The 25,489-nt window shown below is 65.0% G+C and carries 18 protein-coding genes; 16 read left to right on the top strand and 2 right to left on the bottom strand.

Annotation, left to right across the window (positions count from 1 at the left end; genetic code table 11):
* Positions 1–3 precede the first annotated feature (3 nt).
* Positions 4–921, bottom strand: coding sequence for a LysR family transcriptional regulator (locus ABID58_RS08745; protein ID WP_148754036.1), 918 nt, complete (start codon positions 919–921; stop codon positions 4–6).
* Positions 922–1,049: 128 nt separating this feature from the next.
* Between ABID58_RS08745 and ABID58_RS08740 the strand changes: the two genes are divergently transcribed.
* From ABID58_RS08740 to ABID58_RS08725, 4 genes are all read left to right on the top strand, one after another.
* Positions 1,050–2,408, top strand: a complete 1,359-nt coding sequence (locus ABID58_RS08740; RefSeq protein WP_354032330.1) for an MFS transporter — start codon at positions 1,050–1,052, stop codon at positions 2,406–2,408.
* On the top strand, positions 2,405–2,905 hold the full coding sequence (locus ABID58_RS08735; protein ID WP_354032329.1) for a GAF domain-containing protein: 501 nt from the start codon (positions 2,405–2,407) through the stop codon (positions 2,903–2,905). The genes ABID58_RS08740 and ABID58_RS08735 overlap by 4 nt, the downstream gene beginning before the upstream one ends.
* Before the next feature lie 12 nt (positions 2,906–2,917).
* A complete protein-coding gene (locus ABID58_RS08730) occupies positions 2,918–4,165 on the top strand; it encodes a metal-dependent hydrolase family protein (RefSeq protein ID WP_354032328.1) in 1,248 nt (415 codons plus the stop codon).
* 131 nt (positions 4,166–4,296) lie between these two features.
* A complete protein-coding gene (locus ABID58_RS08725) occupies positions 4,297–5,910 on the top strand; it encodes an ABC-F family ATP-binding cassette domain-containing protein (protein WP_354032327.1) in 1,614 nt (537 codons plus the stop codon).
* 251 nt (positions 5,911–6,161) lie between these two features.
* On the opposite strand, the gene ABID58_RS08720 is transcribed toward ABID58_RS08725, so the two are convergent.
* Positions 6,162–7,490 carry a dicarboxylate/amino acid:cation symporter gene (locus ABID58_RS08720; RefSeq protein WP_148754031.1) on the bottom strand — a complete coding sequence of 443 codons (1,329 nt, stop codon included), beginning with the start codon at positions 7,488–7,490 and terminating at the stop codon, positions 6,162–6,164.
* Between the two features lie 123 nt (positions 7,491–7,613).
* Between ABID58_RS08720 and ABID58_RS08715 the strand changes: the two genes are divergently transcribed.
* The 12 genes from ABID58_RS08715 (at position 7,614) to ABID58_RS08655 (ending at position 25,484) form a co-directional block, all read left to right on the top strand.
* Positions 7,614–8,933, top strand: coding sequence for a solute carrier family 23 protein (locus ABID58_RS08715; protein WP_354032326.1), 1,320 nt, complete (start codon positions 7,614–7,616; stop codon positions 8,931–8,933).
* Positions 8,934–9,009: 76 nt separating this feature from the next.
* Positions 9,010–9,861 carry an SDR family oxidoreductase gene (locus ABID58_RS08710; RefSeq protein WP_148754030.1) on the top strand — a complete coding sequence of 284 codons (852 nt, stop codon included), beginning with the start codon at positions 9,010–9,012 and terminating at the stop codon, positions 9,859–9,861.
* Between the two features lie 227 nt (positions 9,862–10,088).
* Positions 10,089–11,201, top strand: a complete 1,113-nt coding sequence (locus tag ABID58_RS08705) for a hypothetical protein (RefSeq protein WP_354032325.1) — start codon at positions 10,089–10,091, stop codon at positions 11,199–11,201.
* Between the two features lie 190 nt (positions 11,202–11,391).
* On the top strand, positions 11,392–15,342 hold the full coding sequence (locus ABID58_RS08700; protein WP_354032324.1) for an autotransporter family protein: 3,951 nt from the start codon (positions 11,392–11,394) through the stop codon (positions 15,340–15,342).
* A 240-nt stretch (positions 15,343–15,582) separates the two neighbouring features.
* Positions 15,583–15,981 carry a hypothetical protein gene (locus tag ABID58_RS08695; RefSeq protein ID WP_430640192.1) on the top strand — a complete coding sequence of 133 codons (399 nt, stop codon included), beginning with the start codon at positions 15,583–15,585 and terminating at the stop codon, positions 15,979–15,981.
* Between the two features lie 33 nt (positions 15,982–16,014).
* Positions 16,015–17,433: a hypothetical protein gene (locus ABID58_RS37375; protein ID WP_502916391.1), complete on the top strand. Its 1,419-nt coding sequence runs from the start codon at positions 16,015–16,017 to the stop codon at positions 17,431–17,433.
* Entirely contained in the window at positions 17,361–18,182 is an 822-nt protein-coding gene (locus ABID58_RS08680) for an NAD-dependent protein deacetylase (protein WP_354032322.1), read from the top strand. The genes ABID58_RS37375 and ABID58_RS08680 overlap by 73 nt, the downstream gene beginning before the upstream one ends.
* Positions 18,183–18,323: 141 nt before the next feature.
* The gene (locus ABID58_RS08675) at positions 18,324–20,408 is read left to right on the top strand and encodes a hydantoinase/oxoprolinase family protein (RefSeq protein WP_354032321.1); all 2,085 of its coding nucleotides are present in this window, start codon (positions 18,324–18,326) and stop codon (positions 20,406–20,408) included.
* Positions 20,409–20,410: 2 nt separating this feature from the next.
* Complete coding sequence (locus ABID58_RS08670) at positions 20,411–22,069, top strand: hydantoinase B/oxoprolinase family protein (protein ID WP_148754026.1); 1,659 nt, start codon at positions 20,411–20,413, stop codon at positions 22,067–22,069.
* Between the two features lie 448 nt (positions 22,070–22,517).
* Complete coding sequence (locus ABID58_RS08665; RefSeq protein ID WP_354032320.1) at positions 22,518–24,233, top strand: pyrroloquinoline quinone-dependent dehydrogenase; 1,716 nt, start codon at positions 22,518–22,520, stop codon at positions 24,231–24,233.
* 94 nt (positions 24,234–24,327) lie between these two features.
* Positions 24,328–24,675 (top strand): c-type cytochrome, encoded by a 348-nt coding sequence (locus ABID58_RS08660; protein ID WP_354032319.1) that lies wholly within the window; start codon positions 24,328–24,330, stop codon positions 24,673–24,675.
* 38 nt (positions 24,676–24,713) lie between these two features.
* Positions 24,714–25,484, top strand: coding sequence for a substrate-binding periplasmic protein (locus tag ABID58_RS08655; protein WP_354032318.1), 771 nt, complete (start codon positions 24,714–24,716; stop codon positions 25,482–25,484).
* Positions 25,485–25,489 lie beyond the last annotated feature (5 nt).

Below are 25,489 nucleotides of genomic sequence, written 5' to 3'. Positions count from 1 at the left end.
CGGTCAGTCAGATTGGGCAAACATCCCGACCAGAGTCTCGCGCAGCCAGCGTTGCGCGGGGACGGTATCGTTACGCTGGTGCCAGAATAGGCTGACGATGCGCGGCGGCGCCTGGAGCGGAAGCGGCATCGCATGCAGGAACGGCGCGTGGCGCGACTGCGAGCGGAGATCGCGCGGCAGCACCGCAACGAGATCGGACTGCCGCACGATCTCGTAGGCAGCGCTGTAATGATTGACGGTCGCGACCAGATTGCGCGACAGCCCGCGCGAGGCGAGAAAGAGGTCGTAGGACGGCAGCGTCTTTCCGGCGAGGCTCACATCGACGTGCCCCGCGTTGAGGAAGGCGCGCGTGCTCAGCCGTTTTCCGGCGGCGAGCGGATGATCGCGCCGCATGAAGCAGGCATAGTCGACGGTCCAAAGTGAGCGTGAGCGAATGGCGGCCGGCTGCTGCGCCTCGTTGACATAGACGCTCAACACGCAGTCCACCCGGTTGTCCTCGAGCTGGTCGGCGATCTCGATGACGGTGTTGGGAACGGTATGGACGCGTGCCTTCGGCGCGATCTCGCCAAGATGGTTCACGAGCTTCGGCATGACCAGCGAGGCCACGTAATCCGACATCGACAGGCTGAACTCGATCTGCGCGCGGCCGGGATCGAACACCCGCTCGTCGAGCGCGCCGCGCATGCTTTCGAGCGCCTCGCCGATCGGCTCCCACAGCGCCACGGCGCGCTGGGTAGGACTGATCCCGGTGCCTGACCGCACGAACAGAGGATCGCCGAGCGCGTCGCGCAGACGCGCGAGCGCGTTGCTGACGGCCGGCTGCGTCATCGTCAGCGCGTTGGCGGCGCGCGTGACGCTGCCCTCGGTCATCAGGGCCTCGAACACTTTCAGGAGGTTGAGGTCGAGCGCGCGGAACGACACGGGCGGATATTCACCATGGTGATATGTTAGATCATGATTATAAATTATGACGATAATGTCACCTTGTCTATGGTTCCCTCCCGAACGACACGCGGCGCGCCGGGGCCGTCAGATCGAGGGGGACTTTCATGTCGATGATATCGGCGCGCATCGAGCGCCTTCCGTTCGCGCGCTTCCACGCGCATCTCCTGCTGATGGGCGGGCTCGGCTACACGTTCGACGCGATGGATGCGGCGGTGCTCGCCTTCATCCTGCCGGTGCTGCGCACGGCCTGGAATTTGTCGAGCGTCCAGATCGGTGTGCTCGGCAGCAGCACCTATATCGGCTTTCTGTTCGGGGCATTGCTCGCCGGCACGCTCGGCGATTTGATTGGTCGCCGCGCGGTGATGATGTCGGCGCTGGCGCTTTACTGTGCGGCGTCCATCGCCAGCGCGATGGTGGATAGCTGGCCGTCCTTCTTCGCAGCCCGCGTTGTCGCCGGCATGGGCACCGGCGCGGAGAGTGCGATCATTGCACCCTATCTCGCCGAATTCGTGGCGCGGCGTTGCCGCGGCAGCTTTACCGGCGCGCTGGCCGGCTTCTTCTCCTTTGGGTTCGTCGCCGCGGCCTTGCTCGGTTACTTCATCGTGCCCGCCTATGATAACGGCTGGCGCATCGTACTGGTGATCACGGCGGTGCCGGTCGTCATGCTGCTGTGGTGGCGGAAGGCCTTGCCGGAATCGCCGCGCTGGCTCGAAAGCCGGGGACGGGAGAAGGAAGCCGAAATCGTCCTCGACAGGATCGAGGCACGCTTTGCGCGCGAGGGCCTTGTCCTGCCGCCGCCGGTCGTCGAAGCCACAACACCGACCGGTACTGGTGGAACGCTGCTGGCCAATTTCGCAGCGCTTCTGGCGGCTCGCCAGGCGCGCATCACCATCATGACCTGGATCATGTGGCTCGCGATCACCTTCAGCTATTATTCCTTCTTCGTCTGGATCCCAGGTCTTCTGGTCCAGAACGGCATGAGCATCACCAAGAGCTTCGCCTATTCGATCGCGATCTATTGCGCGCAGATTCCCGGCTATTTCAGCGCCGCGTATTTCAACGAGCGCATCGGGCGGCAGGCAACGATCGCGACGTACATGGTGCTCGGCGGCGCCAGCGCACTCGGCCTCGCCTTCGCGCAGAGCGACCAGCAGATCATGGCCGCGGGAATCTTGCTGTCGTTCTTCATGAACGGCACCTATGCCGGCGTCTATGCCTACACGGCCGAGGTGTTCCCGACGGCGGTCAGAACCACCGGCGCCGGGCTTGCTTCCGCGATCGGCCGCATCGGTGCGATCGTCTCGCCGATCCTGGTCGGCTACCTCTATCCCAATTTCGGCTTTGCCGGCGTATTCGGCGTTACCACCACCGTGCTGCTGCTGGGGGCGGTCACCGTCGTGCTGATGGGCGTACCGACGCGCGGCCGGTCGCTGGAAGAGATCGCGGCGGGCGAGGTTGCATGACGCGGATCAAACCAAAGGCTGATCCCTGGCTCTGCGCCGTCGCGGCAGCGCAGAGCAGCGTGGACCAGCCGAATGCGTTGTTCGCAGCGCTCGACCAGGCCGTGAAGTCGGCGATCGGGCACAAGCTGTTCACGATCCTGGCATACGACGACGCCAGCGGCGAAGCGGCGCGGGTCTATTCCAATCTTCCCGGACCCTATCCCGCGGGCGGACGCAAGCGCCTGGCGCCGGGTCCATGGACCGAGGCCGTGCTCGACCGCGGCGAGGCCTATATCGGCCGTACGCAGGACGATTTGCGCAACGTATTTTCCGACCACGAGCTGATCACCTCGCTTGGCTGCGCCAGCGTGCTCAACATGCCCGTGCGCTGGCGCGGACGCACGCTCGGCTCGCTCAATCTGCTGCACGAGGCGGGCTGGTATGACGAGGACGACGTCGCCGCCTGTCTCCCGTTTGCCCAGCTCACATTGCCGGCACTGCTTGCGCAGGCGCCCTGACAGGAAACCACCATGCCCAGCATCCTCTTCAAGAATGCCGCTCTGCTCGACCCGCTCCAGGCGGAGTTGCTGAGCGGTCATGACGTATTGGTCGAGAACGATCTGGTCAGGGAGGTCTCGGATCGGCCGATCAAGGTCGCCGCCGATCGAACCATCGATCTGAAGGGCAAGACGCTGATGCCCGGCCTGATCGATCTTCACGTGCACACCATCGCGATCGAGCTCAACCTGGCGCAGCAGGTCCACATTCCCAACGTGCTGGTGACGCTACGCTCGACGCTTCTGTTGCGCGGCATGCTGCGGCGCGGCTTTACGACCGTCCGTGATGCCGGCGGCGCCGGCCACGCGATGAAGCAGGCGATCGAGACCGGCCTGACCGACGGTCCGCGGCTGTTCGTGTCCGGCCGAGCGCTGAGCCAGACAGGCGGCCACGGCGACATGCGGGCGCGTTCGGACTACCTCGCCAGCGACGCGCTCTGTCCCTGCTGCGTGCGCGTCGGCGCGCTGGCGCGTGTTGCCGACGGTGTCGACGGCGTGCGCAAGGCGGTGCGCGAAGAGCTCCAGATGGGTGCCGACCAGATCAAGATCATGGCGTCCGGCGGCGTTGCTTCTCCGACCGATCCGGTCGGCGCCTTTGGCTACTCCGAGGACGAGATCCGCGCCATCGTCGAGGAGGCGCGAGGCCGGCAGACTTATGTGCTCGCCCATGCCTATACCGCCGCGGCAATCGCGCGCGCGGTCCGCTGCGGCGTGCGCACCATCGAGCACGGCAATCTCGTCGACGAGCCGACCGCGCGCCTGATGGCCGAGAAGGACGCCTATGTGGTGCCGACGCTCGTGACCTATGAAGCCCTTGCCAATGAGGGCGCGCAGTACGGTCTGCCGCCGGAGAGTGTCGCCAAGATCGCCGACGTCCGCGACGCCGGCCTGCGCTCGCTCGAGATCTATCGCAAGGCCGGGGTGAAGATGGGCTATGGCAGCGATCTGCTTGGACCGTCGCAGCGCCTCCAGAGCGACGAATTTCGCATCCGCGCCGAAATTCAGGGCGCACGCGAGGTCATCGCCAGCGCGACATTGGTCGGCGCCGAGGTGCTCGGCATGGAAGGCAAGCTCGGCCGGATCGTGCCCGAAGCTCTCGCGGATCTGCTGGTGGTCGACGGCAACCCGTTGCGCGACGTGACGTGCCTGCTCGGTCAGGGCGAGCGCATTCCGCTGGTGATGAAGGCGGGCAAGGTCCAGTTCGACAGGCTGGCCGCCTAGCGGGTCTCGCCGAGGACAAGGCTTGATCTTGGCGCCCGGCGGGATTATCAGCGGGCACCCAACAAGGATATTCGCAGCCATGGATTTTACCCCGACCGCAACGCCGATCCGCTTTGCTCACGGGGAATTCCATGCCTGCTTCAATCATCCTGTCGCGCCTGTCGCTGGCCACGCCTGACGGCCGCTCGCTTCCCTCCAACATCGATCTGACCTTCGGCACTGAGCGAGCCGGGCTCGTCGGCCGCAATGGCGTCGGCAAGACAACTCTGTTCGCCGCGATTATGGGCGAGCACGTTCCGCAGTCGGGGCGTGTGATCGCAAACGGAACCGTCGGGCTTCTGCGCCAGGACGCCCAGCTCCGCGCGGGCGCGACGGTCGTTGACCTCTTCGGCGCGCGCGATGCCCTGGACCTGCTGCGCCGTGCCGAGCGTGGCGAAGCATCGGCCGAGGATGTCGCCGAAATCGACTGGACTCTCGAGACGCGGCTCGCATCCGCCCTTGCTCGCGTCGGGTTCGATATCGCGCCCGACACGGAATTGGACCGCTTGTCGGGCGGGCAGGTCACGCGGGTTCGTCTCGCGGCGCTGCTTTTCACCGGGCCGGACTTCCTGCTGCTGGACGAGCCCACCAACAATCTCGATCGGGACGGGCGCCGTGCCGTGATCGATCTCCTGGCGGCCTGGCGCGGCGGCGCGATCGTGGTCAGCCACGACCGGGCGCTGCTCGAGACGATGGACGCTATCGTCGAGCTGACCTCGCTCGGAGCAACGCGCTATGGCGGCAATTGGAGCAGCTATCGCGCGCAGAAGTCCGTCGAGCTCGCCGCGGTCCGGCACGACCTCGCGCATGCCGAGAAGCACCTGTCCGAGATCGACGGCAAGGCGCAGGAGGCGGCCGAGCGGAAAGCGCGCAAGGACAGCGGTGGCAAGAGGAAGCGCGCCAAGGGCGACATGCCGCGTATTCTCGCTGGTGCACGTCGGGATCGCAGCGAGGACAGCGGTGGCAAGACTGCGCAGATCACTGAACGGCGGCGCGCGGAAGCGCTCGATGCAGTCGACACCGCGCGCCGGCGCATCGAGGTCCTTCAGCCGCTGTCCGTAAAGCTGCCCTCGACGCAGCTGCCGGCGGGGAGGGAGGTGGTCTGGCTCGATCGCGTCAGTGCTGGCTATCAGCCGGAGCGACCGGTCTTGCGTAATCTATCGCTCACCATTGTTGGGCCGGAGCGTGTCGCGATTGTCGGGCCGAACGGCTCCGGCAAGACGACGCTGTTGAAGCTCATTGCTGGCGAGATGCGCCCCGTCTCGGGCACCGTGCGGGTCAGGCCTGACTTCGCGCTGTTCGACCAGAAGGTCAGCCTGCTCGATCCCGCGATCTCGATCCTCGACAATTTCGGGCGCCTCAATCCAAGGGCCGGCGCGAATGAGTGCCATGCTGCGCTGGCGCGCTTCATGTTTCGCGCCGATGCCGCCCTGCAGATCGTCGGCAGCCTGAGCGGCGGCCAGCTGTTTCGCGCGGGGCTCGCCCGCGTGCTGGGCGGATCGAGGCCGCCGTCACTGTTGATCCTGGACGAGCCGACCAATCATCTGGACCTCGAGTCCATCGAAGCCGTCGAAGCCGGCTTGAGGGCCTATGACGGCGCGCTGCTCGTCGCCAGCCATGACGAGGCGTTCCTGCAGGCCATCGGCGTCACGCGCCGGGTCGATCTTGCCACCTCGCGGCAATTGTTCGGCGCGGTAGAGCAATGATGCCGACCCGCGGCTGATTATCCTTCGCGGGAAAAGGGCAGTTGCGCGCCAATGGCGGATCATCTGATCCCGCCCGATCGTTCGGATATATTCTCAAAAACCCGACGCTCTGCCCCCAGCGCGTCGGGTGGAATGAATGAGTATCAATCGGTGATCCCAATGCCGTTGTTGTGACGCTTGCTGCACCAATTGACCACTCCGGGAAACTACCGCATCGGAACCAGGCTGCGACTGCCTGTTCGTCGCGGCGTCTAAGCGCTGCCGCCAGGCTCCAGCGCTTCGCCCATCTCCAGTGGATGCGCCATCGCCTCGTGCAGCGCGTCGCGGTCGAGCTCTCCTTCCGAGATGCTGATGACGACGCAGGCGACGCCGTTACCGATGAGGTTGGTCAGCGCGCGGCACTCACTCATGAACTTGTCGATGCCGACCAGGATCGCGATCGACTGGATCGGAATGTCGGGCACGATCGAGAGCGTCGCGGCGAGCGTGATGAAGCCGGCGCCGGTCACGCCCGATGCGCCCTTCGAGGTGATCATGGCGATGCCCAAGATGCCGAGCTCCTGCCAGATGGTCAGATGGGTGTTGGTCGCCTGCGCGAGGAACAGCGTCGCCAGCGTCATGTAGATGTTGGTGCCGTCGAGGTTGAAGCTGTAGCCGGTCGGAATCACGAGGCCGACCACCGAGCGCGAGGCGCCGAGATGTTCCATCTTCTGGATCATCTGCGGCAGCACCGTCTCCGACGACGAGGTGCCGAGTACGATCAGCAATTCGTCCTTGATATAGGCGATGAAGCGCAGGATCGAGAAGCCAGAGAGCCGCGCGATCGAGCCCAGCACGATCAGCACGAACAGGATGCTGGTGAGATAGAACGTGCCGATCAGGGCGGCGAGGTTGAGCAGCGAGCCGAGGCCGTAGGCCCCGACGGTGAACGCCATCGCGCCGAATGCGCCGATCGGCGCCACGCGCACGATGATGCGGATGATGCCGAAGAACATCTTTGCGGCCTTGTCGATCGCCTCCGCGATCGGCTCGCCGGTCTTGCCGAGGAAGGCGATGGCGAAGCCGGAGAGGATCGAGACCAGCAGCACCTGCAACAGGTCGCCGCGCGCGATTGCGCCGACATAGCTGTCGGGGATGATCGCCATCAGATGGGCGACGATACCCTCCTCCTTGGCTTTGGTGACGTAGGTCGCGACCGACTTCGGGTCGATCGTGGCGGGATCGATGTTGAAGCCGTGCCCGGGCTGGAGAATCTCGCCGACCAGGAGGCCGATGGCGAGCGCGACGGTTGAGACGGTCTCGAAATAGATCAGCGATTTCAGTCCGACCCGGCCGACGCGCTTGAGGTCGCCCATCGAGGAGATGCCGTGCACCACGGTGCAGAAGATCACCGGCGCGATCATCATCTTGATCAGCGCAATGAAGCCGTCGCCGAGCGGCTTCAGCGCCTTGCCGAGGTCCGGGTAGAAATAGCCGATCAGCACGCCGAGCGCGATCGCGATCAGGACCTGGATGTAAAGGATCTTGTACCAGGGTTGATGCCGACGATGAACGGCTGGCTGGATCGCGACTTGTGTCATATTATTCGGCCCGGAACGCCTTGATCTTGCATGATTTACATCATGTGATGTTCGCCGCATAAGCAACAATCACATTTTTGTCGGATCGCACGAACATCAATCGCTGCACCGCAACGGGGGAACATGTCGAACGCAACCGGCTCGGACGAGCAGGCGCATAGCTATTTTCCGCGTTGGAAGCTGAAGACCTCGGGCGTGATCATGCCGGAGGAGCGGCTGTCATGGGGACAGACCTTTGTTTCCGGTCTCCAGCATTGCGTTGCAATGTCGGGGTCGACGATCATCGCGCCGCTGCTGATGGGGTTCGATCCCAACGTTGCGGTCCTGTTCTCCGGCGTCGGCACGCTGATCTTCTTCGTCATCGTCGCGGGCCGCGTGCCGAGCTATCTCGGCTCGAGCTTCGCGTTCATCGCCGTCGTCATCGCCGCCACCGGCTATGCCGGGCACGGGCCGAACCCGAACCTGTCGGTTGCGCTCGGCGGCATCGTCGGCGCTGGTGTGTTGTACGGCGTGATCGCGCTGATCGTGATGTGGTCGGGCATCGGTTGGGTCGAGCGCCTGATGCCGCCGGCCGTCACCGGCGCCGTGGTCGCCGCGATCGGCCTCAACCTCGCGCCCGTGGCCGTCAAGGCGGTGAGCGCCAACGCGTTCGAGACCTGGATCGGGCTCGCGACCGTTCTGATCATCGGCGTGGTCGCCGTTGCGGCTCCCGGCCTGTGGCGCCGTCTGCCGATCATCCTCGGCGCAATCGGCGGATATCTGTTGTATCTGCTGTTCGCGAACGGCCTCGGCTTCGGTAAGCCGATCGACTTCACGCAGCTCGCGGCCGCGCCGTGGTTCGGCCTGCCGAACTTTACGACGCCGACCTTCCATGCCGATGCGATCTTTCTGATCGCGCCGGTTGCGGTCATTCTCGTCGCCGAGAACCTCGGTCACATCAAGGCCGTCGGCGCCATGACCGGCCGCAGCCTCGATGGCTATCTCGGCCGCGCTTTGTTTGCCGACAGCCTCGCGACGATCGTCGCCGCTTGCGGCGGCGGCACTGGCGTAACCACCTATGCCGAGAACATCGGCGTCATGGCGGCGACGAAGGTCTATTCGAGTCTGCTGTTTGCCTTCGCCGCGACCGTGTCGCTGCTGCTCGGCTTCTCGCCGAAATTCGGTGCGCTGATCCTGTCGATCCCCGGTCCTGTTATCGGCGGCCTTTCGATCGTGCTGTTCGGTTTGATCGCGGCGATGGCGGGCCGGATCTGGGTCGAGAACAAGGTCGATTTCGCAAACCCTGCGAACCTGATCACCGTCGCCGTCGCGCTGACCGCAGGTGCCGGCGACCTCACGCTGAAATTCGGCGCGTTCACCATCGGCGGAATCGGCACCGCCACCTTCGGCGCGATCATTCTCTACCAGATCCTGACCTCTCCGATCGCACGCCGCGCGGAATGAATCGCAGGGATGCGCTAGTGGATGGAACAAAACACCGGTTCCGTCCATGATGAGGCATCCCGGAGAAAGAAAGCTCATGCCACAGACCGATCTCTCGACGACCGATCTCTCAACCATTTTTCCCTCACGCCTCGTTGGCCGATATGCCCTGGTGACCGGTGCCTCCCAGGGCATCGGCCGCGCCGTTGCTATCAGGCTCGCCCAGGAAGGGGCGACCGTTGCCATCAATTATGTCGATCACCCCGAGAAGGCGGAGGAGACGCTTGCGCTCGCAAGGACGGGATCGGGCGATCGCGGTCACGGCAAGCTCGACCATGTCATCGTCAAGGCCGACGTCAGCAACGACAAGGAGGTGGCTGCGATGTTCGAGACGATCCTGGCGCGCTGGAAGCGCCTCGACTGTCTCGTCAACAATGCCGGCTTCCAGCGCGAATCGCCAAGCGAGGCGCTCGACATCGAAACCTATCGCCGCATCATCGATGTCAATCTCAATGGCGCCGTGCTCTGCGCGCAGAAGGCGCTGGCGCATTTCGTCGCGCGCGGCGCTGGCGGCAGCATCATCAACTGCTCCAGCGTCCACCAGATCGTCCCGAAGCCGGGCTATCTCGCTTATTCGATCAGCAAGGGCGGCATGGCCAATCTGACGCGCACGCTGGCGCTTGAATTTGCCGGTCGCGGCATCCGCGTCAATGCGGTCGGTCCCGGCGCGATCGACACGCCGATCAATGCAGCCTGGACCGGCGAGGCTGAAAAGCGGGCCAACGTCGCGAGCCACATCCCGCTCGGGCGCGTCGGGGCCCCAGAAGAGATCGCCGCCGTATTTGCCTTCCTCGCATCGGACGATGCGAGCTACATCACCGGCCAGACCATCTATGCCTGCGGTGGCTTGACGCTGTTCCCCGAGTTCCGGGAGAACTGGGCGAGCTAGCCCAAACATCGCGATGCAATCCAGCAACAGTCGGAAAAAACCGGGCCGTCGGCGTTGCATGCACAGGCGAATTCAACCGAACGGTTGATGTCCGGCCCGTCGTCTTGACCCACGTTCGCGGCGGCCGTAGCCGGCCAACGATCGGGATAGACCCGGACCTCTGGACCTGAGAGCGCAAATGCTTCGTGCGATCCCTAACGCGATGTTTTGTTTGATCGATGTTTTGTTTGATCAAAGCCTTGGCTGCAGCCGTGGTGCTCGCCATGTTCGTCTTGACGCTTGATCTGGCGCCCGCCGCCGCGCAAGGGGTCTGCGGCGCGGCGGTAACAGGCACTGCGCTCGGTTCTGCGCCTGGCGCCGGCGCCGTCGCTTGTGGCGGCCAAGCGACCGGTAACGGCAGCGTGGCGATCGGCCAAAGTCAGGCAGCGGGTACCGCCAGCACGGCAGTCGGTGGGGCCAGCAAGGCGGACGGAACGGGCGTGACGGCAAGCGGGTTCGGCAGCACGGCGTCTGGAGTCTACAGCACGGCGACCGGTATCGAAAGCCTAGCAGCCGCTGACTACAGCACGTCGACCGGCGGCTACAGCGCCGCGGCGGGCGTCGGCAGCACCGCGATGGGCGGCGGCGAGTTCATTGGTGGCGTTGAAACGGGTGCCTCCGCGTCCGGGAATTATAGCGTCGCGATCGGAGGTGGCGGCGACGGAGCCGCCGGCGTAGGCGCGCATTCCAACGGCGACAAATCGATCGCGATCGGCCTGACTAGCGTTGCGACGGGGGCATCTGCCACCGCGATCGGGAGCGGAGCCAGCGCCAGCACAACAAACGCCCTCGCCCTGGGCAACGCGGTGACGGCAAGCGGCGGCAATTCCTTCGCGGCCGGCAACAACTCCCACGCCACCGGGGCGAGCGCTGTCGCGATCGGCGATGGCGCAACCGCTGGCACGGGCGCCAATGCGATTGCGATCGGCACGGGCGCCGTCTCGACCGGATCGATCGCAGTCGGCGCAGATTCGGCCGCAGCGTTCGGCAACACAGCCGTCGGCGACGGCGCGAAGGCAAGTGCCGCCGCCGGCAGTTCTGCCTTCGGCAACGGCGCGACCGCGTCCGCGCTCAATGCGACCGCGATCGGTGCAGGAGCCTCGGCTGGTTTTACCAACTCCACCGCGGTCGGTGCCGGCGCAGCGGCCACCGCCGCCAATCAGGTTGCGATCGGGACGGCGAGCAACACCTATCGCATGGCCGGCGTCGCATCCGCGGCGAGCCTCGCAGCGCAGAGCGAAGTATTCGAACGGGGATTCGCGTCTCCGTGCAACAGTGGGAATTGCGGTGCGTGCGAATAATGGAATCGAGACGAAATCCGGCGAACCGTCGTCGCGGCGTTGTCGCACCGCTAACCGGCAATATGGATCTCAAAGCGGTGGATCAGGCGCGGGGTTTCGGAACCTAGAGGATGACGACCTCCGCCACCGCACCCGTCCGCGCCGGATGTCTCGGGCCGGACTATTAGGCGGCACCGCCGTTATTCTTATCATGGCGATCGCGGTTGCGCCGGCACGCGCAGATGGTGGTGGCGGAGGCGCTAGTCCCCCCTTCAGTGGTGGCGCAGGCGGCATCGATAGCGCAACGAGCACCGGCGGCGCTGGAGGCGATAACGCCCAAGGTGGCGGTGGCGGCGGCGCCGGAACCACCGGAGGCAAGGGCGGCACGTCGACGGCCAGCACTTTCCTGGGTGGTCCACCTGTATTGGGAGGAGCCGGAGGAGCTGCGCCAGGGGCGGCCGGCGCAAATGGTGCCTCCTACCTTGGTGGCGGCATCAACGGCGGCGGCGGCGGCGGCGGTGGCGGCGCCCACGGCTCTGTCCAGGCAGGAGTTCCAATCGGCAATGTCAGCGGTGGCGCCGGCGGCCGCGGAGGCAACGGGGATATCTCCAACTCCGCAGACGGTGCCGGCGGCGGCGGGGCTGGCGGCTGGGGCGCGGTCGTCACTGGCGGCGGCAATCTCGGCACGCTCTCGTCAACCGTTACCGGCGGCGCGGGCGGTGATGGGGGCGATGGCGGAAATGATCGACAAAGCATTGGGGCGCAAGGCGGTTCCGGGGGCATCGGGCTCGCGCTCGCACCCGGAGCCGGCAGTGCCGCGCCTGCAATCACCATCGACGCGAATGCCATCGGCGGCGGTGGCGGCGGCGGTGGCTCCTCCCGAGGAGTAGGCGGTGCGGGCGGTAGCGGCGGCGCCGGCTTCAGCGCTGGACTAAACACGGTCGACGCCAACGTGACTATCATCGCGGGCAGGACCGTCGCTGGCGGTGCGGGCGGTAGTGGCGGCATCAGCTTCGAGGCGATGGCTGGCCCGGGTAGGAACGGCAATCTGGGCCCTGCCGGTAACCCCGGCGGCAATGGCGGCACTGGCTTCAGTGGTGATCCCACCGGCGTTGGCGGCGCAGGCGCCGCGGGCGGTCTTGGTGTCACGTTCATGGCTACCGCCACGTTGACCAACGCAGGCAGCATCATCGGCGGCAATGGTGGCAGCGGCGGTAGCACCTTCGGCGGTACCGGTGGCGACGGTGGCGTCGGTGGCCAAGGCGGTCCTGGCGGCCCACCCGGCAAGGGTGGCAATGGCGGTGACGGCGGCTTCGGCGGCTTCGGCGACGCTGGCGGCGCCGGGGGGACTGGCGGCATCGCTGTGATGTTCGCGGCGGCCGGCACGCTCTTCAACACCGGCACAATTACCGCTGGCGCCGGAGGCGGCGCCGGCCTGGCCGTGGGCGGCCACGGCGGCTTCGGCGGCATCGGTGGCTTCGACATCGGCGGCGGTGGTGGCATCGACGGCGCGGGGGGACACGGCGGTATCGTCCGCGGCGGCAGCAACGGCGGCGATGGCGGCATTGCCGTCATGTTCGCGGCGACTGGCGCGCTGTCTAACACCGGGACCATTCTCGGTGGCGTTGGCGGCACCGGCGGCGACAGCATTGGCGGCACCGGCGGCGTGGGTGCCGGCAACGGCGGCAACGGTGGCGACGGCAGCGCCGGCGGCAACGCCGGCAACGGTGGCATCGCCGTCATGTTCGCCGGGGCCGGCACACTCTCCAACACAGGAACCATTACCGCGGGTGCCGGCGGCAGCGGCGGCCAGAGCGCTGGCGGCGGTGGCGGCGCAGGCGGCGGCTTCAGCGATAATGGCGGCAATGGCGGCAACGGCAGCAATGGCGGCACCGGCGGCAACGGTGGGACCGCTGTGATGTTCGCGGGGGCCGGCACACTCTCCAACATCGGGAGCATTATCGGCGGCGCAGGCGGCAACGGCGGCCAGAGCACGGGTGGCGGTGGCGGCCGCAGCAACGGAAGCGCCGGCCAGAGCGACATCGGCGGCGCTGGCGGCGGCGGCGGCAGCGGCGTGATGTTCGCAGGCGGCGGCGTGCTCGCCAACACCGGCAATATCACGGGCGGAGCTGGTGGCCTCGGCGGTATGGGCAGCAGTCTTGGCGCCGTTGGCCTCGGCGGTGCTGGCGTTTACGGCACCGACATTACCGTCATCAACAGCGGTTCGATCTCCGGCGGCCTCTCCGGCGATGGCGTGACCCGCGCCAGCGCGGTCACCTTCACCGGCGGCGCCAACATCCTCGAACTCCGAGCAGGATTCAGTTTCACCGGCAACGTCGTCGACCAGACCGGCAACGGCACCTTCCAACTCGGTGGCGGCACCGCCGCGAGTTTTGACATTTCGCAACTCGGCGCGCCGCAATATCAGGGCTTTGCCTCCTTCGCCAAGGTTGGTGATTCCACCTGGACGCTGACCGGCACCAGCACCTTCGCCGGTCCCGTGAACGTCAACGCAGGCACCTTGTCTGTCGAGGGCAATCTGGCATCCGCTACGAGCCTTACCGTCAACACGGGCGGCGCACTCGACGGCACCGGCACCGTCGGCAATACGGTGATCGCAAGCGGCGGCAGCTTCGCACCGGGCAACGGCACGCCCGGTTCGTCGATGATGGTCATGGGTAATCTAGCGTTCCAGTCCGGCGCGATCTATCTGGTCGCGCTCAATTCGGCGACGGCGTCGTTCGCCAACGTCACTGGCGCGGCGACACTCGGCGGCGCCTCGGTCAACGTCGCGTTCGCGGCGGGGCCGTTTGTAAATATATCAAAGACCTACACCATTTTGAGCGCCGGCAGCGTCAGCGGCACCTTCGGTTCGCAGGTCAACAGCAATCTGCCGTCCGGCTTCCAGGGTTCGCTGCGCTACGATCCGACGCATGCCTATCTCGACCTGGTGCTGAATTTCGTGCCGCCGTCCGGCAGTGGACTCAACCGCAATCAACAAAACATCGCCAACGCGTTGACCAATTCGTTCACCACCGCCGGCAGCATTCCCATGGCGTTTGGCGCGCTGACACCGACGGGCCTGACCCAAGCCTCCGGTGAGGTGGCGACCGGATCGCAGCAGACCACCTTCAATGCGATGAACCAGTTCATGGGCCTGATGACCGATCCCTTCATGAACCGCGGCGGCGGCACCGGCTCGGCGGGCGCCACCGGCTATGCTGAGGAAGCCGCCAGCGCCTATGCCGCGCGCAAAAAGAACACCGATGCGTTTGCGATGTTCACCAAGGCACCGCTCGCGCCCTCCTTCGAACAGCGCTGGAGCGTGTGGACCGCGGGCTATGGTGGATCGCAAACCACCGATGGCAATTTGGCACTCGGCTCCAACAACACCACCAGCAGCGTTTACGGCACTGCTGTAGGCGCCGACTATCTGTTCTCACCCAACACCGTCGCGGGTTTTGCGCTGGCCGGTGGCGGCACCAATTTCAGCGTCAACGGATCGGGCAGCGGCCGCTCGGATTTATTCCAGGCCGGTGCCTATGTCCGCCACACCGAAGGCGCGGCCTATATCACGGCCGCTTTGGCCTATGGCTGGCAGGACATCACCACCGATCGTATCGTCACCGCTGGCGGTTTCGGCCATCTGCGCGCCGAGTTCGATGCCAACGCCTACTCAGGTCGGGTCGAAAGCGGCTATCGCTTCGTGACGCCGTTGGCCGGCGGGATCGGGATCACACCGTATGCCGCGGGCCAGTTCACTACCTTCGACCTGCCGGCCTATGCCGAAAGCGTGCGGGCCGGCAGCGGCGCGTTCGCACTGGGCTATGGCGCCAGGAGCGTCACCGATGTCAGGAGCGAACTCGGCATCCGCACCGACAAATCCTACGCGCTCGCCGATGGCATTCTGACCCTGCGCAGCCGCTTTGGCTGGGCGCATGATTACGATCCCAGCCGTTCGGTGGCCGCCACCTTCCAGGCGTTGCCCGGCGCGAGCTTCGTCGTCAACGGTGCGGCACAGGCTTCCGACAGCGCACTGACCACTGCCTCAGCCGAACTGAAATGGCGCAACGGCTGGTCGGTGGCTGCGACCTTCGAGGGCGAATTTTCGAAGGTGACCAACAGCTACGCCGGCAAGGGCGTGGTGCGATACGCTTGGTGATGGGGGCCCGGAGCGTGATCCGAAAAAGTGTGAAGCGGCTTCCTGAAAACTTCATGCTCCAACAAGGAGCTGAAAACGCCATGACGATCCAACCTGATCTTATAGCGCGTTAACCCGCCGCCCGGACGAGATCAACATTGAGGCCGGCCGCGCCACCGCCGGACCGGGCGCCGCCGCCGACGTCAGGCGCGCCCGCTGCGGCCCGGCGACGGCCACGCCAACAAGACCGGGAACTACACCGTGCTGCGCGATCTCAGCGCGCCCGGATTCCAGACGAACACCGCCGCAAAGCTTGCGGAGATATTTGCCAAGCAGCGCGGCGACAAGCTCGATCTCTCCGGCGTCGCTGTCATCGATCCGCAATTGTCGCTGCTGCCGCAGATCGAGCCGAACGGTCTCCTGCACATGGCAGGATTTTTTCCGTCGGTGCCGTCGCAGGTGAACTTCGAGCTGTTGTTTGCGCCGGTCGAAGGGCAATGGCGCGTGTTCGGTGTTTCCTTGTCGGTCGGCCAATCCGCCCCCGTGGCGCCGCCGGCGCCTGAGGCTCCGCCGGGCAAGGCCGTCGTCTCGCAGAAGCAATCCACGCCGCCGAAACCGAGCGTGCCTGCAAAACAGCCGGCCCCGTCCGCGACGCAGTGATGGTGAACGGAACTGACGCGGCTTTGCTCAACGATGGAGCAGGGCGGTCCGCCTCTTGAGTCCAACTGGCGGCGCCATGCCGCTTCATCGCGCAACGCGCTTCTCAATATTCGTGCATGCGGAGTTTTGCAGCGGTCATGCACCTTGTGGTACAGTGCGACTGAAGGCGCGAATGCCCTGCGAATTGTTCGGAATGATGAAGAGCTGGTTGTGACGTCTGAAGCTGCTCTGCTGTCAGAGCTGATCGGCCTGATTTACGATGCCGCGCTCGACCCTGCACTTTGGCCCCGTGCCCTGGAGCAGGCCTGCCTGTTCGTCGGCGGCTCCTCCGGCGCCTTGTTCTGGCACGACGCAGCCACCGAGCAAACCGCGGTGCTGCACCTCTTCAATGAAGAGCCGCACTACACAAGGCTCTATCTCGAGAAATATCTTCCCTTAAATCCGTGCTTTCCAGCCGCCACTTTCTGCGAGGCTGGTCTCGTCTATGCATCCACCGATTTCGTCCCGTTCGAGGAAATGGCGGAGACGCGCTTCTATGAAGAGTGGATGAAGCCACAGGACATGATCGATGCGCTCGGGTCGAATCTGGAGAAGGGGGCCACCAATTCATCGATCGTCAGCGTCCGGCTGCATGAAAAGGACGGCCTCGCCGATCCAGACAATCGGCGCCGCTTTGCGCTGATCGTGCCGCATTTCCAGCGAGCCGTGTCGATTGGGCGGTTGTTCGATCAGAGCAAGTCGGCTCAGGCGGTGCTGACCCAGACGCTCGACAGTGTGGCGGCCGCGGTCTTCCTGGTCGGTCCCAATGGACGCCTTGTCTTCACCAATGAGCCGGCTCGGCTCATCCTCGATCAGGGCGGGCTGGTCATCGAGCGGAAGGGAGCCTTGGCCGCGACGGCGCCCGACGCCCAGCGTGCGCTGCGCGAGGCGCTTTTCGCCGCCGAGAACGGCAATGCCACCTCTGACAACGGCGGCTCGATTCCGATCGTCAGCGCGCAGGGCCGCTGGTTTGTCGATGTGCTGCCATTGACCTCGGGCGACCGCCGGCGCACCGGGGCGCTGCATTCGGCGGTGGCCGCCGTCTTCGTCCGCAAGACCTCGCCTGCAAGCCCCGCCGCCGCTGGAAGCGCTGGCAAAGCTCTACAATCTCACGGCCAGCGAGATCCGTGTGCTCGATGGCGTCATGAAGGTGAGCGGGGTGAAGGCCCTCGCCGAGGCCCTCGGGCTGACGCAGGCCACCGTCAAGACGCATCTCCACAATGTCTTCCGCAAGACCGGCACGGCGCGGCAGAGCGAGCTCGTGAAGCTGATCGCGGGATTCGAGCCGTCGGAACGGTGCTGATCTGGCAAAACCGGCCTGCGCAGACTACATCTGCGCCATGGCAAAACCTCCGCTGGCAAACCGTCCGCTCGAAGATTTCGTCGGCCGCCACGAAAATCTGTTCGTGCTGACCGGCGCCGGCTGCAGCACAAATTCGGGGATTCCCGATTACCGAGACAGCCACGGCAACTGGAAGCGGACCCAGCCGGTCAACTTCCAGGCTTTCATGTCGGAAGAGCAGACGCGCCAGCGCTATTGGGCGCGCAGCCTGATCGGCTGGCGGCGGTTCGGCCAGGCGCGGCCGAACGATGCGCATCATGCGCTCGCGCGGCTTGAGGCGGGCGGGCGTTGCGAGATGCTGCTGACCCAGAATGTCGACCGGCTGCATCAATCCGCCGGCCACCGGCAGGTGATCGATTTGCATGGCCGGCTCGATCTCGTCCGCTGCATGGGCTGCGGGGCTAAGACGCCGCGCAACGAATTCCAGGATGCGCTTGGCCGCGCCAATGCGGGATGGCTGACGCTCGATGCGGCGGACGCGCCTGACGGCGACGCCGACCTTGAGCATGCGGATTTCTCGTCGTTCAAGGTGCCTCCTTGCGAAGCCTGCGGCGGCATCCTCAAGCCCGACGTGGTGTTTTTCGGCGAGAACGTCCCGCGCGACGTGGTCGCGACCGCGCAGGATCATCTGTCGCAGGCCGACGCCATGCTGATCGTCGGCTCATCGCTGATGGTCTATTCCGGCTTCCGCTTCGTGAAGGCTGCCGCAGATCGTCAGATTCCGATCGCCGCGGTCAATCTTGGACGCACCCGCGCCGACGATCTGCTGACGCTCAAGGTCGAGGAGCGCTGCGAGGCGGCGCTTGCATTCCTGCTCTGAACTCGCGCGAAGCGAACACGTCTTGCCTATTGCATGGGTGCCAAGCAGAATAACCGGGCGCAGCGTCGCCGGCACGCTCGATGGCATGAAATTTGCTGCGTTTTCACCCCGATCTTGACGATCAGCACGGAGAATTTTGGAATGTTTGAGGGAGCCGAAATGCGGCTTGCCGTTGATATCGGTGGCACGTTCACCGACATCGTGCTGGACGTGGGTGAGGTGCGCAAAACGCGCAAGTTGCTGACAACGCCGCAGCGGCCGGAGCAGGCGGTGCTGGATGGCATGCGGCTCATCCTTACCGATGCGCGCGCGCATATCAGCGACATCGACGTGTTCATCCACGGCACGACGCTCGCGACCAACGCCATCATCGAGCGGCGCGGCGCCAAGACCGCGCTGATCGCGACCGACGGTTTTCGCGACGTGCTCGATATCGGCACCGAGAGCCGTTACGACCAGTATGACCTCGGCATCGACAAGCCGAAGCCGCTGGCGCCGCGCAGCCTGCGCTTCACCGTGCCAGAGCGCATCGACGCGCACGGCGCGGTCCGCCTCCCGCTGGATGAAGCAGCCGTGCGCGCGCTCGCGCCGAAATTGCGTGAGCTGAATGTCGAAAGCGTCGCGATCGCATTCCTGCATTCCTATGCCAATCCCGAGCACGAGCGCCGCACGGCTGCGATCATCAGTGAGGAGATGCCCGGCATCTCCGTGACGGTGTCCTCCGCCGTGTGCCCCGAAATCCGCGAATATGAGCGCACCTCGACTGCGGTTGCCAACGCCTATGTGCAGCCGCTGATCGACGGCTATCTCGCCCGCATGTCCGATGCCTTGCAGGTCGAGCAGTATCGCGGTGCCATCTATCTCGTGACCTCCGGCGGCGGTGTCACCTCGATCGAGACGGCGCGGCGCTTTCCGGTGCGTCTTGTCGAATCCGGCCCTGCCGGCGGCGCGATTTTTGCGGCGCAGATCGCGGCGCGTCTTGGCGAGAGCAAGGTGCTGTCCTTCGACATGGGCGGCACCACCGCAAAGATCTGCCTGATCGAAAAATATCAACCCGAGACCTCGCGCGTGTTCGAGGTCGATCGCGCCGCGCGCTTCCTGAAAGGCTCAGGCCTGCCGGTGCGCATCCCCGTGATCGAGATGGTCGAGATCGGCGCCGGTGGCGGCTCGATCGCCCATGTTGACGCCATGAAGCGTGTCACCGTCGGCCCCGAGAGTGCGTCTTCTGAACCGGGACCGGCCTGCTACGGCCGCGGCGGCCAGCGTCCGGCCGTGACTGATGCCGACGTTGCGCTCGGCATGATCGATCCCGATGCTTTTGCGGGCGGCACGATCAAGCTAGATTCAGAGCTTTCGAAGCAAGCGCTGCTACGCAGCGTCGGCGAGCCGCTTGGCTTGTCGGCGGAAACTGCGGCCTATGCCGTGCACGAGGTCGTCTGCGAGAACATGGCGAGCGCTGCGCGCGTGCACGCGGTCGAACGCGGCGAGATCGTTGGCCAGCACACGCTGATCGCCTTTGGCGGTGCCGCGCCGCTCCATGCCGCGCGCGTCGCCGAGAAGATCGGTGTCTCCCGGGTGATCGTGCCCTCGAATGCCGGCGTCGGTTCGGCGGTCGGATTCCTTGCGGCTCCCATCGCCTATGAACTCGTGCGTAGCCGCCACGTCCGGCTCGATGACTTCGACACGGGCGCGGTCTCCGACCTGCTTCAGGAGATGGTGACCGAAGCACGTGCGCTGGTCGAGCCCGGCGCTGCCGGCCAACTGGTGCGCGAACGTCGCGCGGCCTTCATGCGCTATGTCGGCCAGGGCCACGAGATCACCGTCGAGCTGCCGAACCGGCCGCTGACATCAGCCGATCTCGCCGGCCTGCGCCAAAAATTCGAGGCGGACTATTCGGCGATGTTCGAGCGTCCGATCCCGGGCGCGGCGATCGAGGTGCTGAGCTGGTCGGTGCTCGCGACCACCGAAGCGCGCAATCCGCCCACGGTTGCGGCCGTGACACGCAAGCCCGCAAGTAAAGCCTCCGGCAGCCGCAAATTCTTCGACGGCCGCGCAGGCGAGGTGATCGAGATCCCGCTCTATCGCCGCGAGGACATGGCGCCCGGCGCGACGATTGCGGGCCCCGCCGTGATCGCCGAGGACGAGACCTCCACCTTCGTCTCGAACAGTTTTGACGCCCATATCGACGGTGCCGGCAGCATCGTCATGGAACGAAAGGCGGCCTGATCATGAGCAAGGCAAGTGGCGCGAGCCTGATCGACCTTCAGATCATGTGGCACCGGCTGATCGCCGTGGTTGAGGAGCAGGCGCAGGTGCTGCTGCGCACCGCCTTCAGCCCCATCGTGCGCGAATGCGGCGATCTCTCCGCCGGCGTGTTCGACCTCAGGGGGCGAATGCTGGCGCAGGCGGTGACGGGCACGCCCGGTCACGTCAACTCGATGGCGGAATCGGTCAAGCACTTCATCAATCATTTCCCGCTGGAGACGATGAAGGAAGGCGACGCCTACATCACCAACGATCCCTGGATGGGCACCGGCCATCTCAACGACTTCGTCGTCACCACGCCCTGCTTCAAGGACGGCAAAATCGTCGCGCTGTTCTCCTGCACCAGCCATCTCATGGACATCGGCGGCATCGGCTTCGGGCCTGATGCCACCGACGTGTTCATGGAGGGGCTCTACATCCCCATGTTGAAGCTGATCGACCAGGGCGTCGTCAACGAGACGCTGATGGCGATGATCCGCACCAACACGCGGTTGCCGATCGATACCGAGGGCGACACCTATTCGCTCGCCGGCTGCAACGATGTCGGCTGCGAGCGCCTGGTCGAGATGATGACCGAATTCGAGATCGAGACGCTCGACGAGCTCGGCGACTACATCTGCGACCGCTCGCGCGAGGCGGTGCTGGCAGAGATCGCGAAGCTGCCGAAGGGGACGTGGCGCAACAGCATGGTGGTCGACGGCTATGACGCGCCGGTCACGCTGGCGGCGACGCTGACGATCTCGGATACTGGCATTCACGTCGATTTCGACGGCACCTCGGCCGCCTCGAAGTTCGGCATCAACGTGCCGCTCTCCTACACCACGGCCTATACCGTGTTCGGCCTCGGTTGCGTCGTCGCCTCGCAGATCCCGAACAATGCCGGCTCGCTCTCGCCGCTGACGGTGTCGGCGCCTGCCGGCGCGATCCTCAATGCGCCGAAGCCGGCGCCCGTGGCGTCGCGTCACATCGTCGGCCAGATGCTGCCCGACGTGGTGTTCGGCTGCCTACGCCAGATCATTCCCGAGCGCGTGCCGGCGGAAGGTACCTCGTGCCTGTGGAATCTCAACGTGCGCGGACAGACCCGCTCGGGGGCTGGCGGCAATTACGGGTTCTCGATGGCTGTCACCAGCAACGGCGGCACCGGCGCGCGCTTCGGTAAGGACGGGCTGTCGGCCACCGCCTATCCCAGCGGCGTGCGCGGCACGCCGGTCGAGATCGCGGAGACGCAGACGCCGCTGATCTTCTGGCGCAAGGAGCTGCGTCCGGATTCGGGCGGGGCAGGACGCACCCGCGGCGGCCTCGGCCAGATCATCGAGGTCGGCACCGGCATCGATGCGCCCTTCGACATCCTCGCTGCCTTCGATCGCATCGACCATCCGCCACGCGGACGCGATGGCGGCCAGAACGGCGAGGCTGGTTATGTCGGCCTGAAGTCCGGCCAGAAGATGCGTGGCAAGGGCTTTCAGACCGTGCCGCGCGATGATCGCCTGGTGGTGATGACGCCGGGTGGCGCCGGGATCGGCGATCCCCGGGAGCGTATGCCGGAAAGCGTGCGCGACGACCTCGAAAGCGGATTGGTGTCTTCAGACAATGCCGCTGCGATCTATGGGCGTGCGGGGTGAGGTGACTCGACTCCATCGCCTGTGTCGCGCCGCTCTATCTCAGCATGATGATCGACTTCGTGCTGCTGCCGACGACCTGGCCGAGCATCGCCATGATGGTGCCGAAAGTGCTTTACGGCTAACCCGCGTCAGTCCGGGATTGGCGGATTGAGATGAAACGGTCAGTGCCGCTGCCGTTTCAAATGGGCCCTCGCGCGTCGAATTCGCGCCGCGCATGCGTTCCGTCTTTGCACTCCCTGCGTTCCGGCGTACGTTATGCCTGCGAGCAGAAGCGCAATAGCAATCACTCCGTTGAACGAACTCCTTTGGCGATATGCGCCGAAAGGCGGGGATATTCGTTGGCAGATCATGTCCGATGGAGAGCAATCGACGCGTACTGAACTGCAGACGCCCCTCGCAGCGGCGCTCATCACGCAATCCATAAACACGAAAGCGGGAGGAAGTGCATATGAGGAAGCAGTGGCTTAACTCGGGTTTACCTGTTCTTGTCGGCGCGACGCTTGCGGCGTCGGCGGCGTTCGCTCAAACCGTGGATACGGCCCGGATCGAGGCCGGCGGTCAGAACGATTGGCTCACCTATCACGGTTCATACAAATCCTATCACTACAGCCCGCTCGCGCAGATCAATGCGAACAATGTCGGCAATCTGGGCGTAGCCTGGATACACATTCCCGGACGATCGACGCGTGGCCTGCAGTCAATGCCGCTCGTGGCCGACGGCGTGCTCTATTACTCGGGTTCTTACAGCCGTGTCTTTGCGCTGAACGGCACGACGGGCGAGGTGATCTGGTCGTTCTTTCCGGAGCTGGATGAGGCGCTGATCAGCCGACAGACCCACTCTCCTTACAACCGCGGCGTAGCTCTCGGTGAAGGCAAGGTCTTCGTCGGTACGATGGATGGTCGTCTCATCGGGCTGGATGCGAAGACGGGAAAGGTCCTCTGGGACACCAAGCTGATCGACTCGCAGAAGCTCACGGTCGGCTTCACCGGCGCGCCGCTTTACGCGAAGGGGAGCGTGATTATCGGCGCGCAAGGTGGTGAATGGCCGGGCCGTGGCCCGATCTTCGCTGTGGATGCCGCCACCGGCAAGAAGAAGTGGGAGTTCCTGACGGTCGCAGGCACCGACGAGGCCATGAAGACCTGGGGCAGCGATTCCTGGCGGACCGGCGGTGGTGGCGGCTGGATGCCGGGCACCTACGATTCCGAGACCAGCACCATCCTGTGGGGCACCGCAAACCCGGCGCCGCTCTACGATTGGTCAGGCGCTGATTACAAGACGCAAGGTGCGCGTCCCGGCGACAATCTCTATACGAGTTCGGTGATCGGTCTCGATATCGATACCGGCAAGCTGAAATTCTACCATCAGGAACTGCCGCACGACGCCTGGGACTTCGACAGCGCGGTCGGCGAGTTCGTGATGCTCGAGCGCGACGGCCAGAAGTACGTGGTTCATCCGAACAAGAGCGGCTACATCTTCGTCTATGACCGCAATCTCGGTTTGAAGAACGTCTGGCGGATCACCCAGAACAGCAATTTTGTGAAGGACATTGATCCCAAGACGGGTGAGCTGATCGGTCGTCGCGACTTCTCCGCCGGCAAGGTTTCCGAGCCGTTGTGCCCGCACATTTCCGGTGGGGTGAGCTTTAACGCCGGGTCGTACAACCCGAAGACGGGGCTCTATTACAAGCTCGGCCAGGAATGGTGCATGACGCTCGAGGTTCTGAAGACGACTCCGATCGTTGCTCCTCAGGCTCAGCTCAACATCGGCGCCGACTTCAAGATCGCGCCACCGCCTGGCGGTGAAATCTATGGCCATCTCGACGCGCGCGACCCCATCACCGGCGCCAAGAAGTGGGAAGTCCGCTTCCCTGAGCCACCGCTCGGAAGCGTCTTGTCGACCGGAGGCAATCTCGTGTTCGTGCCGGATTCGCGGGGCACAGTTCATGCCTACGATGCCGAATCCGGGACCGAGCTGTGGAATCACTCTGACGGCACCGGCCATCAGGGCGGAATCATCAGCTACTCCGCCGGCGGCAAGCAGTATATCGCGGTGACCGCCGGCTTTGGCGGCATGGCATCGGACGATTACGCGCCGACCTTCGGCGGCGTCTACAAGAGCATGCCGCGCGACGATGGCGCGCTGATCGTCTACAGCTTGAAATAGGTCGCTCGGAAGACCTGTCGGGGAGCGGGGACACTCCCGCTCCCCACGCATTTCAGTGCCTGATGAGGCTTTGCGAAAAACGGAGCGGGACCCCGTGAAATCGAATTTGGGGAAAATGACGTTGCTGCCGGCGGCACTGGCCGTCTCGGTGGCATGTGCCGTGCCGGTCCATGCGCAGTCCGCCACTCCTGCGCCGAACGAGGAGACGTTCGACGTCGGGCAGTTGTTTGCAACGACCTGTGGCTGGTGTCATTCCGATGGGGGGCGCGCGGCCGGCAAGGGGCCGCAGCTCATGAATACGACCCACGACGATGATTATCTTCGCAGCCGCATCAAGAGCGGTAAGCCAGGTGCGATGCCCGCATTCGGCGAGACCTTCAGCGACGCGCAGATCGACCAGATCATCACATACATCCGGCAACTCAGGCCGCGCGAGGGCTGAGCCGCCGAGAACCCTATCCATCCAAATGAGGACGCGTAATGAAGGCAATTGTCCCGGTCATCGTGTGTGCCGCCATCGTTCTATCGGGACCGGCGCAGGCGCGAACCCTGGACGCGATCCGCTCGAGTGGCGAGATCGGGCTATGCGCGCATCCCAACTCGCTTCCCTTTGCGCGCAAGGCCGGCGATCCGCCCGGCTTTCAGGTCGAGTTGGGCCAGGCGCTGGCACGCGAACTCGGTGTCTCGCTGCGGCTCGACTGGATCATCACGCAGTACCAAATGCGTAGCGCCGGCTGCGACATTGTTCTGGACGTTATCGCCGACCGTGAAGCGCAAGGCGAAACCCGCTTGAGGATCTCCAAGCCCTATTATCGGACGGGCGTCGCACTCGCCGTGCCGTCATCTAGCACGCTCGCCTCGTTCCAGGGCCTCAACCAGCATACCAAGGTGGGGGTGCAGGTCGGATCCGTCGCAGCCATGATCATCGGTCAGCGGCACGTGCCCACATCGACCTTCGGCTTCGAGAGCGACAGCCTCGACGCCGTGTCGAACCATGAGATCGACGCTGCCGCGGTCACGCCCACGGCGGCGAGCTATTTCAATCTGACGCATCCGGACAAGGCACTCCGCATCCTGGATCGCGACGAGAGCGTGGCTGATCTCAACTGGAATGTCGCCGTCGGCATGGTCCGTCCGGATGATGCGTTGCGCGAAGCCATCGACGGAGCGCTGGAACGGCTGCGGAACGAAGGCACGATCGATCGGATATACGGTCGCTATGGGATCGTGCTGCAAGCGCCGAGGAGCTGAACGGC

It is taken from the genome of Bradyrhizobium sp. S3.2.6 (genome assembly GCF_040546885.1).
GTDB classification, from domain to species: domain Bacteria; phylum Pseudomonadota; class Alphaproteobacteria; order Rhizobiales; family Xanthobacteraceae; genus Bradyrhizobium; species Bradyrhizobium cytisi.
This window is presented reverse-complemented; position numbering and strand designations above follow the sequence as displayed.

Excerpts from the sequence above, each read along its gene's own strand:
- ABID58_RS08740 (WP_354032330.1), top strand. The coding sequence starts at position 1,050 with ATGTCGATGATATCGGCGCGCATCGAGCGCCTTCCGTTCGCGCGCTTC.
- ABID58_RS08735 (WP_354032329.1), top strand. The coding sequence starts at position 2,405 with ATGACGCGGATCAAACCAAAGGCTGATCCCTGGCTCTGCGCCGTCGCG.
- ABID58_RS08730 (WP_354032328.1), top strand. The coding sequence starts at position 2,918 with ATGCCCAGCATCCTCTTCAAGAATGCCGCTCTGCTCGACCCGCTCCAG.
- ABID58_RS08725 (WP_354032327.1), top strand. The coding sequence starts at position 4,297 with ATGCCTGCTTCAATCATCCTGTCGCGCCTGTCGCTGGCCACGCCTGAC.
- ABID58_RS08720 (WP_148754031.1), bottom strand. The coding sequence starts at position 7,490 with ATGACACAAGTCGCGATCCAGCCAGCCGTTCATCGTCGGCATCAACCC.
- ABID58_RS08715 (WP_354032326.1), top strand. The coding sequence starts at position 7,614 with ATGTCGAACGCAACCGGCTCGGACGAGCAGGCGCATAGCTATTTTCCG.
- ABID58_RS08710 (WP_148754030.1), top strand. The coding sequence starts at position 9,010 with ATGCCACAGACCGATCTCTCGACGACCGATCTCTCAACCATTTTTCCC.
- ABID58_RS08700 (WP_354032324.1), top strand. The coding sequence starts at position 11,392 with ATGGCGATCGCGGTTGCGCCGGCACGCGCAGATGGTGGTGGCGGAGGC.
- ABID58_RS37375 (WP_502916391.1), top strand. The coding sequence starts at position 16,015 with ATGGAGCAGGGCGGTCCGCCTCTTGAGTCCAACTGGCGGCGCCATGCC.
- ABID58_RS08680 (WP_354032322.1), top strand. The coding sequence starts at position 17,361 with ATGGCAAAACCTCCGCTGGCAAACCGTCCGCTCGAAGATTTCGTCGGC.
- ABID58_RS08675 (WP_354032321.1), top strand. The coding sequence starts at position 18,324 with ATGTTTGAGGGAGCCGAAATGCGGCTTGCCGTTGATATCGGTGGCACG.
- ABID58_RS08670 (WP_148754026.1), top strand. The coding sequence starts at position 20,411 with ATGAGCAAGGCAAGTGGCGCGAGCCTGATCGACCTTCAGATCATGTGG.
- ABID58_RS08665 (WP_354032320.1), top strand. The coding sequence starts at position 22,518 with ATGAGGAAGCAGTGGCTTAACTCGGGTTTACCTGTTCTTGTCGGCGCG.
- ABID58_RS08655 (WP_354032318.1), top strand. The coding sequence starts at position 24,714 with ATGAAGGCAATTGTCCCGGTCATCGTGTGTGCCGCCATCGTTCTATCG.